A 17,064-nucleotide genomic window follows, 5' to 3' on the forward strand; every position below is an offset into this window, starting at 1 on the left:
AACGCCATTAATAAGAATCTAGAGAACCAATACCATGACGCCTTTCTTACTGAAGAGCGGCGTCATGCGTGCTATCGAATCCCCCCAGCCACGAGTTGCCACTGCAGGCAGCTCCACGCTGAGCATCACTCTCCTGGCCATCTCGGCCTTTCTGATCGTGACCACCGAATTTCTGATTATCGGCCTGCTGCCAGCCATGGCCCGCGACCTTGGCATTTCGATTGCCGCCGCCGGTCAGCTGGTCACGCTGTTCGCCTTTACCGTCATGCTCTTTGGCCCACCGCTGACCGCAGCCCTCGCCCACCTAGACAGAAAGAAGCTGTTTATCGCGATCCTGCTGGTGTTCGCCTTCGCCAACGGCCTGGCGGCGCTGTCGTCAAACATCTGGGTACTGGCAATCGCACGCTTTATCCCGGCGTTGATGCTGCCGGTCTTCTGGGGCACCGCAAGTGAAACGGCCGCCCAGCTGGCCGGCCCGGCAAAAAGCGGACAGGCAATTGCCCGGGTCTATCTGGGTATCACCGCAGCGCTACTGCTGGGCATTCCCCTCGGCACACTGGCTGCCAATGGCATAGGCTGGCGGGGAGCCTTCTGGCTGCTGGCGGGGCTGTCACTGCTGATGGCGATTGCTATCACGCTCTACATGCCGACCGTCGCGCGCAGCCCACGGGTCGACTTTCTCAAGCAAGCACGCATCTTCAAAGAACCGCTGTTTCTGGCCAACGTCGCGTTGTCGATCATCATCTTCAGCGCCATGTTCGTGGCCTACACCTACCTGGCCGATATGCTTGAACGCATCTTAGGCGTGGCACCAGCGCATGTGGGCTGGTGGATGATGGGCTTCGGCGCCATTGGCCTGATTGGCAACTGGATTGGCGGCAAAGCAGTGGACCACTCGCCCCTCAAGGCCACCGCCCTGTTTTTGCTGCTGCTAGCGGCGGGCATGGCTGCCGTTACGCCCTTGGCGGGCTCAGGCCTATTTGTTTGTATCGCGTTAGCACTCTGGGGTATCGCCAATACAGCGCTGTATCCGATCTGCCAGGTGCGGGTCATGAACTCGGTCAGCCATTCCCAGGCACTTGCCGGAACGACCAACGTTTCTGCAGCCAACGCCGGGATAGGCATCGGCGCAATCATCGGCGGTTTGACCATTCAAACCGCAGGTATCGCCAGCGTGGGCTATGTGGCCGCCGCCGTTGCAGGCCTTGCGTTGCTTGTGGTGCCGCTGGTCAGCTGTCTGGCAAACCCGAAATGATGCATTTACTTTGCGCCTTTTCAGCGCAGCGTTTGCGGTTTAGCCAAGGCGAAGCTCACGCATCATTCCGAGAGCCGATCACTGCTAAACACATCGAATAGTCGCTCCGCCTGTCCCATCTGCTGCCTTTTGTGGCCGTAAACCGCTACAATCGCGCCCCTTTCGCGCCCGTGCGCCCGTTTACCTGGACCAAGATTCGTGATCTCCACCGCCAACATCACCATGCAATTCGGGGCTAAACCCCTGTTCGAGAATGTTTCCGTCAAGTTTGGCGGCGGCAACCGCTACGGCCTTATCGGGGCCAACGGCTGCGGCAAGTCGACCTTTATGAAGATTCTCGGCGGCGACCTGGAATCGAGTGGTGGCCAGGTGATGCTGGAGCCGAACGTGCGCCTGGGTAAGTTACGCCAGGATCAGTTCGCTTACGAAGAATTCAGCGTAATCGACACCGTGATCATGGGCCACGAAGAGCTGTGGAAGGTCAAAGCCGAGCGCGACCGCATCTACTCGCTGGCGGAAATGAGCGAAGAAGATGGCATGAAGGTCGGCGAGCTCGAAGGTGAGTTCGCCGAGATGGACGGCTACACCGCCGAGTCCCGTGCCGGTGAATTGCTGCTCGGCCTGGGTATTCCGCTGGAGCAGCATTTTGGCCCGATGAGCGAAGTCGCGCCGGGCTGGAAACTGCGGGTATTGCTGGCGCAGGCATTGTTCTCTGATCCAGAAGTGTTGCTGCTCGACGAGCCAACCAACCACCTGGACATCAACACCATCCGCTGGCTGGAAAACATCCTCACCCAGCGCAACAGCACCATGATCATCATTTCTCACGACCGTCACTTCCTGAACAGCGTGTGCACCCACATGGCTGACCTGGATTACGGCGAGCTGCGCCTGTTCCCGGGCAACTACGACGAATACATGACTGCCGCGACCCTGTCACGCGAGCAACTGTTGTCGGATAACGCCAAGAAAAAGGCACAGATCAACGAGCTGCAAAGCTTTGTTAGCCGCTTCTCGGCCAACGCCTCGAAATCCAAGCAGGCATCGTCGCGCGCCAAGCAGATCGACAAGATCCAGCTGGCCGAGGTCAAGCCATCCAGCCGCGTCAGCCCGTTTATCCGCTTCGAGCAGAACAAGAAGCTGCACCGCCAGGCTGTGATGATCGACAAATTGGCCAAGGGTTTTGACGGTAAGGCGCTGTTCAAGAACTTCAGCTTCCAGGTTGAAGCCGGCGAGCGCGTGGCGATTATCGGCCCGAACGGGATCGGTAAAACCACCCTGCTACGCACCCTGGTCGGCGAACTGACCCCGGATGCCGGTCATGTGAAATGGACTGACAGCGCTGAACTGGGTTACTACGCCCAGGATCACGCCCACGACTTCGAAGACGATGTCAGCCTGTTCGACTGGATGGGCCAGTGGACCACCGGCGAGCAAATGATCCGCGGCACCCTGGGGCGCATGCTGTTCAGCAACGACGAGATCCTCAAGTCGGTCAAGGTCATCTCCGGTGGCGAGCAAGGCCGCATGCTGTTCGGCAAGCTGATTTTGCAAAAGCCGAACGTGCTGATCATGGACGAACCAACCAACCACTTGGACATGGAGTCCATCGAAGCGCTGAACCTGGCGCTGGAAAACTACCCGGGCACGCTGATCTTCGTCAGCCATGACCGTGAGTTCGTCGGCTCCCTGGCCACCCGCATCATCGAGCTGTCGGCCAACGGCATCACCGACTTCAGCGGCACCTACGATGACTACCTGCGCAGCCAGGGCGTGATCGTCTAAAGCCCCAGTAGCACTAAAAAGCCCGCTCAACTGAGCGGGCTTTTTAGTGGCCGTTTGTCTGTTGTGCGCAGCTATTCACTTTAGAAATTGACCCACAGTTCTCGACAGAACGCTGCCGTGCAGCAGCCTGCAATTGCTTCAGCCGTAGGCTTGTCCACCAGCTAGCACGATGGTAGATCGTGGCCGCACCATGCCCACCCTAGCAACCATTAGCTTGCGAGTACCTGTAGCCTGGATTAACCGTAGGCGTAATCCGGGTTTTGTAACGCCCCTCGAATTGTCGGTTGAGGGCATTACAACGGCAGGTAACGCCCCAGCAGCTCACCGAACAACCGGCCATTGAGCAACAGCCAATCGATCCACACCAGCTGATGCGCCGCAATAATTAGCCAAAGCACCATCTGGAAAGAAGGTTTACGCGTTTTGTGCCGAAAGCACTGCTGAGCGATCAAGGCCCCCGGCCAGCCGCCTAGCAACTCAACCAGATGCAGGCTGTTTTCCGGCGTGCGCCAGCGGCCAGCCTGTGCACTGGACTTGTCCCACCAATACTGCAGAAAACTCACCATGCTGGCGCACGGGTAGGCCAGCAACACCCAGGCAAAACCCGACTGCACCAGCAACTGCAAACCACCTAGAAGTGGCAGCACGCAGAGCCCCGCGAGCAACACAAGCTTGCGCCCCGGCGATTGAATAGCGCCGACATGCCGATGCGCCGTGCGCTGACGCTTGCTGGCTTTTGCGACTGGTGGCGCTGCGGGTTTGCTCGATCGCGGTTTGCGCCGAATAGCCGGCTGGTCGAGTGATAACTCACCGGCTAAGCGAATGTGCTGCGCACGGGCCCTGCCTTGGGCGTCTTTACCGGCCAGGTACATGACCTGATCGCCCGCCACCGGCCGGCGATCACCGCGCATGGCGGAGATATGCGCGAACAACTCGGCCCCACCCTGCTCCGGCTGGATAAAGCCAAAGCCTTTGTCGTCATTCCAGCTGCGTAATACACCGCGCTGTTCCATGGCGTGCTATCCCAAAATGAAAGCGCGCATTCTAGACCGGGTAATCACGACTCAGAAACGCCAACAGCAACTGGTTAACCAGCTCGGCCTGCTCGTTCTGAATCCAGTGCCCGCAATCCTTCAGTACACGCTGTTCCAATTGCACAAAGCGCTTGGGCATTTGCTTAAGGGTATAGGCCTCCAGAGTACCGACGGGGTCCTTATCGCCGAGCAGGAATAGCGCCGGCTGTTCAATCTGCCGTTCAGCCAAGGCTTCGCTGCGCTGCCAGTTGCGTTCGAAGTTGCGGTACCAGTTGAGTGCGCCGTAAAACCCTCGTCCTGTGAACGTGTTCAGGTAATGCTCAAATGCCGCGTCGTCGCACCAAGCGGGCAGCGTGCCTGGGTCGTGCATGCCATCAAACAGCCCTGCCCCGGCGGGCTTTTCCTGCAGAAAGTGATCCTTGGGTGCGGCCGCCGAGGTGTTGTACATCATCATGCGCAGGGTTCGGGCGATGTCGGCATCCATTTCTGCCTCAGCGATGCCTGGCTCTTGGAAGTGCAGGATGTAATGAAAACGCCCGGCATACAGCTGACGCATGATCTCGATGGCCGGCTGTTTGGGCCGCCCACCGAACGGCACCGCCATACCGACAACCACCTTTACCCGCGCCGGCTCTAGCAAGGCCAAGTGCCAGGCAATCGGCGCGCCCCAGTCATGCCCCACCACACACACCCGATGATGACCAAGCTGATCCATGGCCGCCTGGATATCGGCGCAGATCGTTAACACGTCATAAGCGGCAGGATCGCGCGGTGCACTGCTCTGGCCATAGCCGCGCATTTCCGGGATCAGTACGCGGTAACCTGCGGCTGTCAGCGGTGCGATTTGCTGCCGCCAGGAACGCCAACACTCGGGGAAACCGTGCAGCAGCCAGACCGGTTTACCTGCCTTAGGCCCGGCCGCGTAAAGGCTGAGGTCAATACCATTGACCTTAAGAAGTTGATGCTCAAGCTGATCCATATGCGCCTCCGTTAAGGCGGCCACTATGACAAAGGCGCACCCGAAGATGCGCCTTTATTCACCCGCCGAATACAGCTGCAGCACTCAGCCTTGCGCCGTGCTCCAGTCAATCCACTGCAACTGCCAGGTCGCCAGAATCAGCAGACCGAAGCCGATGCGGTACCAGGCAAACGCCGCATAGCTGTGCTTACCGATAAAGCTGAGCAAAGCGCGCACCGCGATCATCGCGAATATAAAGGAGGTGACAAAGCCGATGGCAAATACCGGCAGATCGCCGGCCTGAAACAGATCACGGTACTTATAGCCGGAATACACCGCCGCGCCGACCATGGTCGGCATGGCCAGAAAGAAGGAAAACTCCGTCGCGGCCTTGCGCGACAGGCCAAACAGCAGGCCACCGATAATCGTCGCGCCTGAACGTGAAGTCCCAGGGATCATTGCCAGGCATTGGGCGAAACCAATTTTCAGCGCATCTTTCCAGGTCATCTCATCCACGCTCTCCGCGTGCACCAAGTGCGTGCGGCGCTCGGCCCAGAGCATGATCACGCCCCCCACCACCAGGGCCAGCGCCACGGTAATCGGGTTAAACAGGTAATGATGAATCAAATCAGCAAACATAACCCCCAGCACCACGGCCGGCAGAAAGGCAATAAGCAAATTGGCGGTAAAGCGCTGCGCCTGAGGCTCTTTGGGTAACCCCACAACAATATCGAGAATTTTGCGCCGGTATTCCCAGACCACCGCGAGAATCGCGCCAAGCTGGATGATGATATTGAAGGCCATCGCCCGCTCACCGCCAAAGCCAATCAGGTCGGCAACAATAATCTGGTGCCCGGTGCTGGAGATCGGCAGAAACTCAGTGATGCCTTCAACGATGCCCAAAATCAGTGCCTGTACGGCAACCCACAGATCCATCCCAACTCCTAAATACTTACCTTAAATGGCCTAAACAACAGATGATGGCTGCCTTGCCAGAACGCGCTGAGGGCGCTCTGTTATCAAACCCTGGGGGCAGAAAGAACAGGCAAATCACACACTTAATCCGTGAGGGCGCAAATCCTAGCAGAGAATCTGTGCCGATGACGCATACCGCGCTGTGCCGGCCGCTGTTTAAGCGCCTGACCATACCTTGACCCACCTCATGCAAACGTCACCACCAGCCAATTAGCCTAAAGTCTAAGACAGCCAAGCAATCCTCTTAACCTATAAGGGGCAATCAATGCTTAACCAAAATGGAAGAATGACGCCATGAATAGCCTGCGCAGCCTGCCCATCAACCGTCGTTTATGGCTAATTCTGGTGGTAGCCATCGCCATGCTAGTTATTCAGGGCGCTTTACTCCTCAAGCAAATCAACACCGATCTGTACGCTGCCAAAGCAGAGAAAACTCAGCACGTGGTTCAGAGTGCTGCCGGCATTCTGCAGCACTTCCACAGCTTGGAAACAACTGGCAGCCTGCGCCGCGAAGACGCGCAGAAGCAGGCGATGGAGACGATTCGCGGGCTGCGCTATGCCGGCCAAGAATACTTCTGGATCAATGACCAGACCCCAGTGATGGTCATGCACCCGACCAACCCAAAATTGGAAGGCCAGAACCTGTCTGGCTTCAAGGACCCGGACGGCAAGGCGCTGTTCAATGAAATGGTCGCCATCAGCAAGAGCCAAGGCGCAGGCCAGGTTAATTACCGTTGGCCCAAGCCAGGGGCGAGCGAGCCGGTAGCCAAGATTTCCTTCGTGCAGCTATTTGAACCCTGGGGCTGGATTATCGGCTCGGGCGTTTATGTGGATGACTTGCAGGCCGAATTCCAGACCCAGGCCATAAAGACCCTGATGATTGGCCTGGTTATTACCGCGCTGCTGATCGCCCTGGTGGTCCTCATTTTGCGCAGTATCACCCAGCCGTTGCAGCAAGCCGTCAGTGCCATGGCCAATATCGCCAGCGGTGATGGCGACCTGACGCGCACCCTCGATACCCACGGTAACGATGAGCTAACCGCCCTGTCCCGCCACTTCAATGCGTTTACCGACAAACTGCGCTTTGTGATCAAGCAGTCTCTCGACTCTGCCGGCCAGCTTGATGTGGCCGCTCGGGAGCTGGGGCAAATATCCGGCCAGGCCCAGCAGCACAGTGAGCAGCAATCACAACAAATGGAATTGGTTGCCACCGCCATCAACGAGGTGACCTACGGCGTACAGGATGTGGCAAAGAATGCTGAGCATGCCTCGACGGAAGTGCACGCAGCGGAAGAACAGGCCCAGCAAGGCCAGCAGAACATCGAGGCCAGCCTGCGCCAAATCAACGCGCTGTCCGGCACTATTGACCAGGCAGTGGCGGTGATTCAGGCCCTGGCTCAAGAGAGCACCCAGATTGGCAGCGTGCTGGAGGTGATTCGCTCAATTGCCGAGCAGACCAACCTGCTCGCGCTCAACGCCGCCATTGAGGCCGCGCGGGCCGGCGAGCAAGGCCGTGGTTTTGCCGTTGTCGCTGATGAGGTTCGCTTGCTGGCGCAGCGCACGCAAAAATCCACAGCTGAAATTCAAGTGATGATCGAACGCCTACAGGGCAATTCAGTGGCCGCAGTCAAGGTCATCAATGACAGCAGCCACGCTTCGCAACTGACCATCGAGCAAGCCAGCCAAGCCGGTGCCAGCCTTGCGTTAATCGCCAGCGGGCTGCGCAACCTCACAGGGTTGAACGCCTCCATCGCCAGTGCCACGCTGCAGCAATCGCATGTGGTTGAAGACATCAACCAAAACGTCACCCAAGCCGCTAGCTTGGCCCACAACAACGCGGTGGCAGCGCAACAATCCAGTGATGCTGGGCAACACCTCGGGCAGTTAGCCGAGCAGTTAAACCGCCTACTTGGGCAGTTCAGGGTATAGGGCATACATGAGCAACATGGAGCACCAGGAAGTCGACCTGAGCAAACCGCAGAACCAGGACCTGATCTGGGACCTGGACAGCATTGCCCGGCGCGAGCTGGCTGAGCGCTTTATCCAACTGTTTGCCAACCGGCTGTGCGTTTACTCGGAATCAACGCGCCAGCTGTACACCAATTACGACCTGCACTTCCCCAGTGACCTGGGCCGCAAGATGGTGGTGCTGCCCAACCCGTATGCGTTTCACGACACCTTGCACGGGATTGAAGCGCATGCGGTACGTAGAACGGGGCTGTGCGTATTGCCCGGTGTGGTCTTGCACAAACCTGGATTGCTGTTGAGTACCCTGATCCAGGAAGGCGGGCCAGCACCGAAAACCATGGCCTTTAAACCCGCGCTGGCGCAGATCATCAGCAACCAGAAGAAAGCCGGTGATGTTTTCCTACCAATTATGATGAAAGGTGATTTGCGCGAGCTGGATCAGCAGATGCCCTACATCCACCTGCATCGGCTGCAAGTTAGCCGCCTCACTCGCCTGTCCACCTTTGAGCGCGACGATATTCAGCAAACCATTACGCGCAAATTGCTCATGCTCTATCGCCAGGCAGACAGCCTCAACTGCCAATAAATCGCGTGGCTTACCCGCTATAAAAAAAACAGACCCTCGTAAGGAGGGCCCGCTGGGTTTTGCTTAAGGTTAAATGGCTGTGCGGTCGCTCGCTATTGCTGGCTAACCCAAAACACCGCGCTGACAACCAAGATAAGAATTAGAGCAAATATGGCTTTGGCGTCAGCCAGGCTGTCAGCACTGTCGGTGTCGCTATGTTCGGTCATAACTGTTCCTCTTGTTATGGTTGTGGGTGAGTTACCTAATACAGTTAAGACCAGCGCACCCGCTTGCTCAAGCCGAACAGCGATGCTCGGCGCCAGCCTTATCCCATTAAGTTCTTTCCATATACTCAAACATCACTTTTGCGCATATCTCCGAGCTGGTATCTTCCTCCGGCTCCGCAGGGAGTGCGCGGCCGTGCGCGCTGATTAGCTGTGAGAGCCTGTTTCCGATGACGCGCAGCCGTTCGTAAACAGGTTCTAAAAGCCTGATAACAGGACACCCCATGTACGTATACGACCAGTACGACCAACAAATCGTCGAAGACCGCGTCAAGCAGTATCGCGATCAAACCCGCCGCTTCCTGGCGGGTGAATTGAGCGGTGAAGAATTCCGCCCGCTGCGCCTGCAAAATGGCCTTTACATCCAGCGCTTTGCGCCGATGCTGCGCGTTGCCGTGCCGTACGGCCTGATGTCGTCCGCACAAGTGCGCATGATGGCCAAGATTGCCCGTGACTACGACAAGGGTTACGCACACATCAGCACCCGCCAGAACGTGCAGTTCAACTGGCCGGACCTGGAAGATGTGCCCGATATTCTCGCCGAGCTGGCCACCGTGCAGATGCACGCGATCCAGACCAGCGGCAACTGCATCCGCAACACCACCACCGACCAGTTCGCCGGTGTGGCCAAGGATGAACTCATCGACCCACGCCCGTGGTGCGAGATCATCCGTCAGTGGTCGACCTTCCACCCCGAGTTCACTCACCTGCCGCGCAAGTTCAAGATTGCCGTGAATGGCGCAGTCAGCGACCGTGCCGCCATCGAAGTGCACGACATCGGCCTGGAAGCGGTCCAGAACGAGTCCGGTGAGCTGGGCTTCCGCGTGTCCGTTGGTGGCGGCTTGGGCCGCACGCCGATTGTTGGCAGCTTTATCAACGAATTCTTGCCGTGGCAGCACCTGATCACTTACCTCGACGCCATCCTGCGTGTGTACAACCGCTATGGCCGTCGTGATAACAAGTACAAGGCGCGCATCAAGATTCTGGTCAAGGCCCTCACCCCGGAAGTGTTCGCCGAGCGCGTGCACGCCGAGTGGGCCCACTTGAAAGATGGCCCGAGCACCCTGACCGAAGCCGAAGTAGCGCGTGTGTCCGCACACTTTATTGACCCCAGCTACAAAGCTCTCGACGACCAGGACGCTGCCTTGGCTGCGCTGGATGCCGAACACCCAGGCTTTGCCCGCTGGCGTCAGCGCAACACCTTCGCCCACAAGAAGCCCGGATACGTTGCCGTCACCCTGTCGCTCAAGCCGACTGGCGTGGCACCCGGCGATGTTACCGACAAGCAGTTTGATGCGATTGCCGACCTGGCTGATCGTTACAGCTTCAGCGAAGTGCGCAACAGCCATAACCAGAACATTATTCTGGCGGATGTCGAGCAGGCGCAGCTGTTCACGCTGTGGGGTGAGCTGCGTGAACACGGTTTCGCCACACCGAACGTTGGTTTGCTGACTGACATCATCTGCTGCCCGGGCGGCGACTTCTGCTCGCTGGCCAACGCCAAGTCGATCCCGATTGCCGAAGCCATCCAGCGTCGTTTCGATGACCTGGATTACCTGTTCGACATCGGCAATATCGACCTGAACATTTCCGGTTGCATGAACGCCTGTGGTCACCACCACGTTGGCCACATCGGCATTCTCGGGGTGGATAAAAAAGGTCAGGAGTTCTATCAGGTCTCCCTCGGCGGCAGCGCAGGCCGCGATGCCAGCCTGGCGCAGATCCTTGGCCCCTCCTTCGCCGAAGCGGATATGGCCGATGTGATCGACAAGATCGTCAAGGTTTATGTCGAGCGCCGCAGCGAAGAAGAGAGTTTCCTCGACACCTTCCGCCGTATCGGTGTCGCCCCGTTCAAGGAGCGCGTATATGCAGCGAATCATTAAGAACGGTCAGCTGGTTGATGAAAGCTGGCACCTGCTGCCCAAGAACGCCACGCTGGACGGCGTTTCCAACTGTGACGACCTGATTGTGCCGCTTGGCCTGTGGGTTGAACACAGCACCGCGCTCAAGGCCCGCGATGGCGGCTTAGGTGTGTGGCTGGATGCCGGCGAGGAAATCGAAGAAATCGCCGATCAGCTGGATAACTTCCAGGTCATCGCGCTGAACTTCCCCGCTTTTACCGATGGCCGCCACTGCTCCACCGCCTACCTGCTGCGCAACCGCTACGGTTACACAGGCGAAGTGCGCGCCATCGGCGATGTACTGCGCGATCAGCTGTTCTCCTACCAGCGCGTAGGCTTTGATGCCTTCGCCCTGCGCGAGGACAAAGACCCGCTTGACGCGTTGAAAGCCTTCGAGGAGTTCAGCGAGGTGTATCAGGCCTCCACGGACCAGCCACTGCCGTTGTTCCGCCGCCGCGCCTGACTCAGGCTTGCAACGTAAAAGGCCCGGAAATCCGGGCCTTTTTTGTCTCTGTGCGGTTTAGCTCACGTTGACCAACACGCGTCCAACCTGCTTGCCCGCTAGCACCTTGGCAATAGCCTCGGGCAACTGCTCAAGCGTCACTTCGCTGACCAGTGCATCCAGCTTGACCTTCCACTGCAGCGACAGCTTGTCCCACATCGATGCTTTGACCACCAGCGGCAGCTCAACCGAATCGACCCCGAGCAAATTCACCCCGCGCAGGATAAACGGCAGCACACTGCCTTTAAAACCCACGCCGGCCGTCAGGCCGCAACAGGCAACGCTGGCGCCATAGCGTAGCGACTTGACCACGTTGAACAAAATATCCCCGCCCACGCAGTCCACCGCGCCCGCCCACTGCTCCTTGAGCATCGGCTTATCGGCACCTTCTTGCAGGTCTGCGCGCAGTACAATCTGCTGCGCACCCAGCGCTTTGAGGTACTCCGTTTGCTCAGCCTTACCGGTCGCTGCCGCCACGTGGTAACCCAGTGAGGTCAGCAGAGCCACGGCGACACTGCCAACGCCACCGGTAGCGCCAGTAACCAATACAGGTCCAGCATCAGGGCTCAGCCCGGTCTGCTCAAGCTTGGCCACACACAGCGCCGCCGTCAGCCCTGCTGTGCCAAGCACCATGGCCTCACGCAATGACAACCCCGTGGGGCGTTTCAGCGCCCAGCTAGCGGGTATGCGGATGTACTGGGCAAAACCGCCGGCCGTGTTCATGCCCAAGTCGTAACCGGTGACGATCACCTCATCGCCCACACTGAACTCGGCCACGCTGGACGCTTCCACCACACCGGCGGCATCGATGCCAGGGGTGTGAGGAAAGCTCTTGGTTACGCCGCGGTTGCCACTGGCGGACAAGGCGTCCTTGTAATTGAGCGAGGAATACTTAACCCGAATCAGCAGCTCGCCGGCGGGCAAGTCGTCGATCTCGCGTTGCACAATCACCTGTTCGAAACCACCCGCCGCGTTTTCACGGGCCTGCAATGCACTGAACTTGCTCATGCTCTTCCTCTGTATTTCAGATCAATTACCAGAAGCGCTGTTGGTTCAACCGGCTCAGCCAGTTGAGGACAAAACGATCCAGCGCCACGCTGCCCGCCAGCCCGACGCGCTCCTGCAGGGTTTTCTTCTCGACATAGTGCAAATGAAACAGCTCGGCGCTCTTGGCGCGCTCTGCCAGGTATTCGTCACTGGTCTTCAGCTCATCGACCAGTTGCTTCTCCAGCGCCGCCAGGCCCAACCAGACTTCACCGGTGGCAATCTGGTCGATATCCAGTTGTGGCCGGTAACGTGCAACAAAGCCTTTAAACAGCTCATGGGTGGTTTCCAGGTCTTCTTGGAACTTCTCCCGCCCCTTGTCGGTGTTCTCGCCAAACACGGTCAGGGTGCGCTTGTACTCCCCGGCAGTCAGCACCTCGAAATCAATGTCGTGCTTTTTCAATAAACGATGCACGTTGGGCAGCTGGGCTACCACACCGATTGAGCCGAGAATGGCGAACGGCGCGGAAATAATCTTCTCACCAATACACGCCATCATATAACCGCCGCTGGCCGCGACTTTGTCAATGCAAATGGTCAACGGTACGCCCGCTTGACGAATCCGCGCCAGTTGCGAGCTGGCCAAACCGTAGCTGTGCACCATGCCGCCACCGCTTTCCAGGCGCAGCACCACCTCATCCTCTGGCGTCGCCATTGTCAGCAATGCCGTGATTTCGTGGCGCAGGCTGTCGGTGGCCGAGGCTTTGATATCGCCATCAAAATCCAGCACGTAGACGCGCGGCTTTTTGATACCCGCCTTTTTCTCTTGCTTGGCAGCCTTGGCCTCGGCTTTGCCAGCGGCTTTTAGCTGATCCTTGTCGAGCACAGCGTGCTCCATACGCTGATGTAATTGTTTGAAGAAATCATTGAGCTTGTTCACCTGCAGCTGGCCCGTGCTCTGGCGGCCCTTGCTGCGCAGTGCGGCAATCGTTACCAACACCACCAGAATGGCTATGACCATCGTTACGGTCTTCGCCAAAAAGCCGATGTACTCTGCAAAAAACTCCACGTATTCCCCCTTTACACCAATGGCAGCGCCCGTTCGTCATTAACGCTGAATGTCAGCCAGCATACCGAGACCATGGATTGGCGACCAGCAAGCAAGGCCCAGACATTCAGCGCATTCATGCAATTCAAACAAGCGTATGTTTTTACGTTGACAGCCCCCGAGCTTCCTCATACCCTCGCCAAACTTTCACCGTACCGGAATCGAGCGGACGTGGGCAGCATTTACCTGATTCGACATGGCCAAGCCTCATTCGGCGCAGACGATTACGACGTGCTGTCGCCCATCGGTATTCGCCAGGCTGAAGTGCTGGGTGCACACCTCGCGCAACTCGGCACGCGTATTGATCGCAGTGTCAGCGGTGATCTGCGCCGTCAGCAACACACTGCTAACAGTGCCTTACAACAGCTGCACGATGCCGGCCTCGCCATCCCGCCCCTGGAAATTGACTCTGCCTTCAATGAGTTCGATGCCGACGCGGTGATCCGCAGCCTGCTACCAGGCATGCTTGGCGAAGAACCTGAAGCCCTGCATACCCTGCGCAATGGCGCGCAGAACCGCGCTGAATTTCAGCGCCTGTTCGCCAAGCTGATTGGCCGCTGGATTTCCGGCGACTACGATCAGCCGGAGCTGCAAAGCTGGCAAGGCTTCGTTGAGCAGGTTCAGGGCGGCCTTACCCGAATGCTGGAGCAGGCCGACAGCAAACAGAACATCGCCGTATTCACCTCGGGCGGCACTATTACCGCCCTGCTGCATCTGATTACAGGTATTGCGCCCGCGCAGGCTTTCGAGCTGAACTGGCAAATTGTTAACACCTCACTGAGCTGCCTGAAGTTTCGCGGCAGCCAAGTGAGCCTGGCTTCCTTCAACAGCCATGTGCATTTACAGCTGTTGAAGGCGCCGGAGCTCATCACTTATCGCTGAGCTGCGGCCCACTGCACCCATCACGGGCGCTAGAAAAACCTGAGAAAAAGGAAGAAACCATGAGCGTTGCAGACATCGTCAATACCATGCAGTCCAAATTCAACGCCGGTGCCGCTGCAGGCCTGGATCTGGTGTTCCAATTCAACATCGAAGACGGCGAAAACTACGCCCTGATCGTCAAGGACGGCACCTGCGCCGTTGAACAAGGCGACAACCCTAACGCCAGCGTAACCCTGATCATGGACACCGAAACCCTGAAAGGCATCACCAGCGGCGAAACCGACGGTATGCAGGCCTTTATGTCCGGCAAACTGCGCGCCGAAGGCGACATGATGCTGGCCATGAAACTGGGCGAACTGTTCCCGGTTTAAGCAGTACGGCACCAGCGCTGCATGAAAAACCGGAGTCTCTGACTCCGGTTTTTTTATGCCTGCCGGCTACACATGCTCAGTCGCGCTCGCACTATCACGGCGGTGTACGGATTGGCCGGCTGCGAAAGTTTCCATCACGGCGCGGTCGTCACCGAGCATGGTCAGGGCGAACAGCTTCTCGTCCAGGGTCTTGGCTTGCTGCATGCGGTAGCTGATCAGCGGCGTGGCGTTGTAGTCGAGGACCACGAAGTCGGCGTCTTTGCCGCTCTCGAAGTTGCCGAGCTTATCGTCCAGGTACAGCGCGTTGGCGCCGCCGAGAGTAGCCAGGTACAGCGACTTGAACGGGTCGAGCTTCTTGCCCTGCAACTGCATCACTTTGTACGCCTCGTTCAGCGACTGCAGCTGGCTGAAGCTGGTGCCCGCGCCGACATCGGTGCCCAGGCCGACGCGCACGCCGTGCGCTTCCAGCTTATTCAGGTCAAACAGGCCGCTGCCAAGGAACAGGTTGGAGGTTGGGCAGAAAGCCACGGCCGAACCGGTTTCGGCCAGACGTTTGCATTCGTCGTCGCACAGGTGCACGCCGTGGGCGAATACCGAGCGGGCGCCGATCAGCTTGTAGTGGTCGTACACATCCAGGTAGCCCTTGCGCTCGGGGAACAGCGCCTTGACCCATTCGATTTCCTTGAGGTTCTCGGACAGGTGGGTGTGCATATACAGGTCCGGGTACTCGCCCAGCAGCTTGCCGGCCAGAGTCAGTTGCTCCGGGGTGCTGGTCGGGGCGAAGCGTGGGGTCACCGCGTAGTGCAGGCGGCCCTTGCCGTGCCAGCGCTCGATCAGCTCCTTGCTGTCGGCGTAGCCGGATTCCGCGGTGTCAGTCAGGTAGTCCGGAGCGTTGCGATCCATCAATACCTTGCCGGCGATCATTCGCAGGTTCAGTGCCTCGGCGGCTTCGAAGAAGGCGTCTACCGATTGCTTGTGCACGGTGCCGAACACCAGGGCGGTGGTGGTGCCGTTGCGCAGCAACTCTTTCAGGAAGATGCCGGCCACGTCGGCGGCATGGGCCTTGTCGGCGAACTGCTGCTCGGTGGGGAAGGTGTAGGTGTTCAGCCAGTCCAGCAGCTGCTCGCCGTAGGAGGCGATCATCCCGGTTTGCGGGTAGTGGATATGGGTGTCGATAAAACCGGGGGTGATCAGCGCGTCGCGGTATTCGGTGATTTCAACGCCCTTGAGGCTGGGCAGCAGGTCGGCGGCGTGACCGACTTTGGCCACCCGGCCGTTGTCGATGACCAGCAGGCCGTCTTCGAAATACTCATAGGATTGCTCAACGCCCACCACGGCAGGGTCGGCAATGCTGTGCAGGATGGCGGCGCGGTAGGCTTTTACGTTGGGGCTCATGCTGATCTCGATAAGGCGATGAATGTGTAGATGGTGTCGGTTAAACGTATTTATGAAGGCTATGCGTTGCTACGGCGGCTGACGGGTAACAGTTTAGCGACGCTGGTGTCGCCCTTTTTCAGGTTCTGGCCAAAGGTGGCGTTATAAGTGGCGATCACTTCGCCAGCGATGGATACGGCAATTTCCACCGGTAATTTGCCTTTGACCTCGGCCAGGCCCATGGGGCAGCGCATGCGCGCCACCACTGCTGGGTCAAAGCCGCGATCACGCAGGCGGTGTTCAAATTTGACGCGTTTGGTCTGCGAGCCGATCAGGCCGTAGTAGGCGAAATCGTTACGCTTGAGGATTTCTGCAGTCAGCTCCAGATCGAGCTGGTGGTTGTGGGTCATGACGATAAAGTAGCTGCCGGCGGGCATCTGCTCGATCTCGTCGATGACGTCTTCATTGACCACCTTGTCGACCCCGACGGGAATCTGCTCGGGGAATTCGTTTTCCCGCGAGTCAATCCAGCGCACCTTGCACGGCAGGCTGGCGAGCAGCGGCACCAGGGCGCGGCCGACGTGGCCTGCGCCGAATACGGCGATCTGCGCCTGGGGTTGGCCCATGGGTTCAAACAGCAGCAACGTGGCACCGCCGCAGCACTGGCCGAGGCTGGCACCCAGGCTGAAACGCTCCAGGCGGGTATCCTGGCTGCGGCTGCTGAGCATTTCGCGGGCCAGCTCCATCGCCTTGAATTCCAGATGACCGCCACCGATAGTCTCGAAGATACGGTCAGCGGTGACCACCATTTTCGAGCCGGCATTGCGCGGGGTTGAGCCGCGCTCTTCGATGATGGTCACCAGCACACAAGGCTGACCTTGCTGCTGCAGTTCTACGAGGGCGCTGATCCAACTCATTTACTCAGCCTCCAGGTAGGTGGCAGTTGTCCGGGTGGCGGTAAGCGCCAGTTGCTCGGCGACGGGTCCAGTATCGGTACCTGCGTCGGCTGCGGTGTTTGCGGTTTCGACTCGGTGTGTTTTGTCATTGTTGTACACCTGTTTTGTTGTTCATTCGCGCCTCTGGTGGACAACGCTTCGCGGTTAGCCACCCTACCTCGC

14 protein-coding genes and 2 pseudogenes are annotated in these 17,064 nt (G+C 58.5%); 9 read left to right on the top strand and 7 right to left on the bottom strand.

Going from position 1 to position 17,064, the window contains the following annotated elements; all coding sequences use genetic code 11:
* The first annotated feature begins 64 nt into the window (after nt 1-64).
* Together AC0J6G_RS07965 and AC0J6G_RS07970 are read left to right on the top strand one after the other, a co-directional pair.
* Nucleotides 65-1,255 (top strand): MFS transporter, encoded by a 1,191-nt coding sequence (locus AC0J6G_RS07965; protein ID WP_475252912.1) that lies wholly within the window; start codon nt 65-67, stop codon nt 1,253-1,255.
* A 198-nt stretch (nt 1,256-1,453) separates the two neighbouring features.
* Entirely contained in the window at nt 1,454-3,040 is a 1,587-nt protein-coding gene (locus AC0J6G_RS07970) for an ABC-F family ATPase (RefSeq protein WP_475252914.1), read from the top strand.
* A 293-nt stretch (nt 3,041-3,333) separates the two neighbouring features.
* Here the strand turns inward: AC0J6G_RS07970 and AC0J6G_RS07975 are convergent, their stop codons facing one another.
* The 3 genes from AC0J6G_RS07975 to AC0J6G_RS07985 form a co-directional block, all read right to left on the bottom strand.
* Nucleotides 3,334-4,053, bottom strand: coding sequence for a DUF1294 domain-containing protein (locus tag AC0J6G_RS07975; RefSeq protein WP_475252916.1), 720 nt, complete (start codon nt 4,051-4,053; stop codon nt 3,334-3,336).
* Nucleotides 4,054-4,084: 31 nt separating this feature from the next.
* Nucleotides 4,085-5,053 (bottom strand): alpha/beta fold hydrolase, encoded by a 969-nt coding sequence (locus AC0J6G_RS07980; protein WP_475252918.1) that lies wholly within the window; start codon nt 5,051-5,053, stop codon nt 4,085-4,087.
* An 84-nt stretch (nt 5,054-5,137) separates the two neighbouring features.
* Entirely contained in the window at nt 5,138-5,968 is an 831-nt protein-coding gene (locus tag AC0J6G_RS07985; protein ID WP_475252920.1) for an undecaprenyl-diphosphate phosphatase, read from the bottom strand.
* A 399-nt stretch (nt 5,969-6,367) separates the two neighbouring features.
* On the opposite strand from AC0J6G_RS07985, the pseudogene AC0J6G_RS07990 reads away from it, so the two are divergent.
* The 5 genes and pseudogenes from AC0J6G_RS07990 to AC0J6G_RS08010 all read left to right on the top strand — a co-directional run.
* Nucleotides 6,368-7,030 (top strand): annotated as a pseudogene (locus AC0J6G_RS07990) (cache domain-containing protein); the annotation flags it as partial.
* Nucleotides 7,031-7,165: 135 nt separating this feature from the next.
* Nucleotides 7,166-7,936 (top strand): annotated as a pseudogene (locus tag AC0J6G_RS07995) (methyl-accepting chemotaxis protein); the annotation flags it as partial.
* Between the two features lie 7 nt (nt 7,937-7,943).
* Entirely contained in the window at nt 7,944-8,561 is a 618-nt protein-coding gene (locus AC0J6G_RS08000; protein WP_475252922.1) for a hypothetical protein, read from the top strand.
* 487 nt (nt 8,562-9,048) lie between these two features.
* Nucleotides 9,049-10,707, top strand: coding sequence for a nitrite/sulfite reductase (locus AC0J6G_RS08005; RefSeq protein WP_475252924.1), 1,659 nt, complete (start codon nt 9,049-9,051; stop codon nt 10,705-10,707).
* Nucleotides 10,691-11,188, top strand: a complete 498-nt coding sequence (locus tag AC0J6G_RS08010) for a DUF934 domain-containing protein (RefSeq protein ID WP_475252926.1) — start codon at nt 10,691-10,693, stop codon at nt 11,186-11,188. The genes AC0J6G_RS08005 and AC0J6G_RS08010 overlap by 17 nt, the downstream gene beginning before the upstream one ends.
* A gap of 57 nt (nt 11,189-11,245) precedes the next feature.
* On the opposite strand, the gene AC0J6G_RS08015 is transcribed toward AC0J6G_RS08010, so the two are convergent.
* The gene (locus AC0J6G_RS08015) at nt 11,246-12,235 is read right to left on the bottom strand and encodes a YhdH/YhfP family quinone oxidoreductase (protein WP_475252928.1); all 990 of its coding nucleotides are present in this window, start codon (nt 12,233-12,235) and stop codon (nt 11,246-11,248) included.
* Nucleotides 12,236-12,260: 25 nt separating this feature from the next.
* Entirely contained in the window at nt 12,261-13,280 is a 1,020-nt protein-coding gene (gene sohB, locus AC0J6G_RS08020) for a protease SohB (protein ID WP_475252930.1), read from the bottom strand.
* 210 nt (nt 13,281-13,490) lie between these two features.
* Between sohB and AC0J6G_RS08025 the strand changes: the two genes are divergently transcribed.
* Both AC0J6G_RS08025 and AC0J6G_RS08030 read left to right on the top strand, forming a co-directional pair.
* On the top strand, nt 13,491-14,201 hold the full coding sequence (locus tag AC0J6G_RS08025) for a histidine phosphatase family protein (RefSeq protein ID WP_475252932.1): 711 nt from the start codon (nt 13,491-13,493) through the stop codon (nt 14,199-14,201).
* Nucleotides 14,202-14,260: 59 nt separating this feature from the next.
* Nucleotides 14,261-14,572: an SCP2 sterol-binding domain-containing protein gene (locus AC0J6G_RS08030; RefSeq protein ID WP_274086652.1), complete on the top strand. Its 312-nt coding sequence runs from the start codon at nt 14,261-14,263 to the stop codon at nt 14,570-14,572.
* A 66-nt stretch (nt 14,573-14,638) separates the two neighbouring features.
* On the opposite strand, the gene guaD is transcribed toward AC0J6G_RS08030, so the two are convergent.
* Entirely contained in the window at nt 14,639-15,967 is a 1,329-nt protein-coding gene (gene guaD / locus AC0J6G_RS08035) for a guanine deaminase (RefSeq protein ID WP_475252934.1), read from the bottom strand.
* A 59-nt stretch (nt 15,968-16,026) separates the two neighbouring features.
* Entirely contained in the window at nt 16,027-16,863 is an 837-nt protein-coding gene (xdhC, locus tag AC0J6G_RS08040; protein WP_475252936.1) for a xanthine dehydrogenase accessory protein XdhC, read from the bottom strand.
* Nucleotides 16,864-17,064: the final 201 nt, after the last annotated feature.

Source organism: Pseudomonas sp. TS_SC_3, from assembly GCF_056156225.1.

What these genes read in the sequence shown, in the direction of transcription:
- xdhC (WP_475252936.1), bottom strand. Translation starts at nt 16,863, where the DNA reads ATGAGTTGGATCAGCGCCCTCGTAGAACTGCAGCAGCAAGGTCAGCCT.
- AC0J6G_RS08000 (WP_475252922.1), top strand. Translation starts at nt 7,944, where the DNA reads ATGAGCAACATGGAGCACCAGGAAGTCGACCTGAGCAAACCGCAGAAC.
- AC0J6G_RS07980 (WP_475252918.1), bottom strand. Translation starts at nt 5,053, where the DNA reads ATGGATCAGCTTGAGCATCAACTTCTTAAGGTCAATGGTATTGACCTC.
- AC0J6G_RS08015 (WP_475252928.1), bottom strand. Translation starts at nt 12,235, where the DNA reads ATGAGCAAGTTCAGTGCATTGCAGGCCCGTGAAAACGCGGCGGGTGGT.
- guaD (WP_475252934.1), bottom strand. Translation starts at nt 15,967, where the DNA reads ATGAGCCCCAACGTAAAAGCCTACCGCGCCGCCATCCTGCACAGCATT.
- AC0J6G_RS08010 (WP_475252926.1), top strand. Translation starts at nt 10,691, where the DNA reads ATGCAGCGAATCATTAAGAACGGTCAGCTGGTTGATGAAAGCTGGCAC.
- AC0J6G_RS07965 (WP_475252912.1), top strand. Translation starts at nt 65, where the DNA reads ATGCGTGCTATCGAATCCCCCCAGCCACGAGTTGCCACTGCAGGCAGC.
- AC0J6G_RS08005 (WP_475252924.1), top strand. Translation starts at nt 9,049, where the DNA reads ATGTACGTATACGACCAGTACGACCAACAAATCGTCGAAGACCGCGTC.
- AC0J6G_RS07975 (WP_475252916.1), bottom strand. Translation starts at nt 4,053, where the DNA reads ATGGAACAGCGCGGTGTATTACGCAGCTGGAATGACGACAAAGGCTTT.
- AC0J6G_RS07985 (WP_475252920.1), bottom strand. Translation starts at nt 5,968, where the DNA reads ATGGATCTGTGGGTTGCCGTACAGGCACTGATTTTGGGCATCGTTGAA.
- AC0J6G_RS08030 (WP_274086652.1), top strand. Translation starts at nt 14,261, where the DNA reads ATGAGCGTTGCAGACATCGTCAATACCATGCAGTCCAAATTCAACGCC.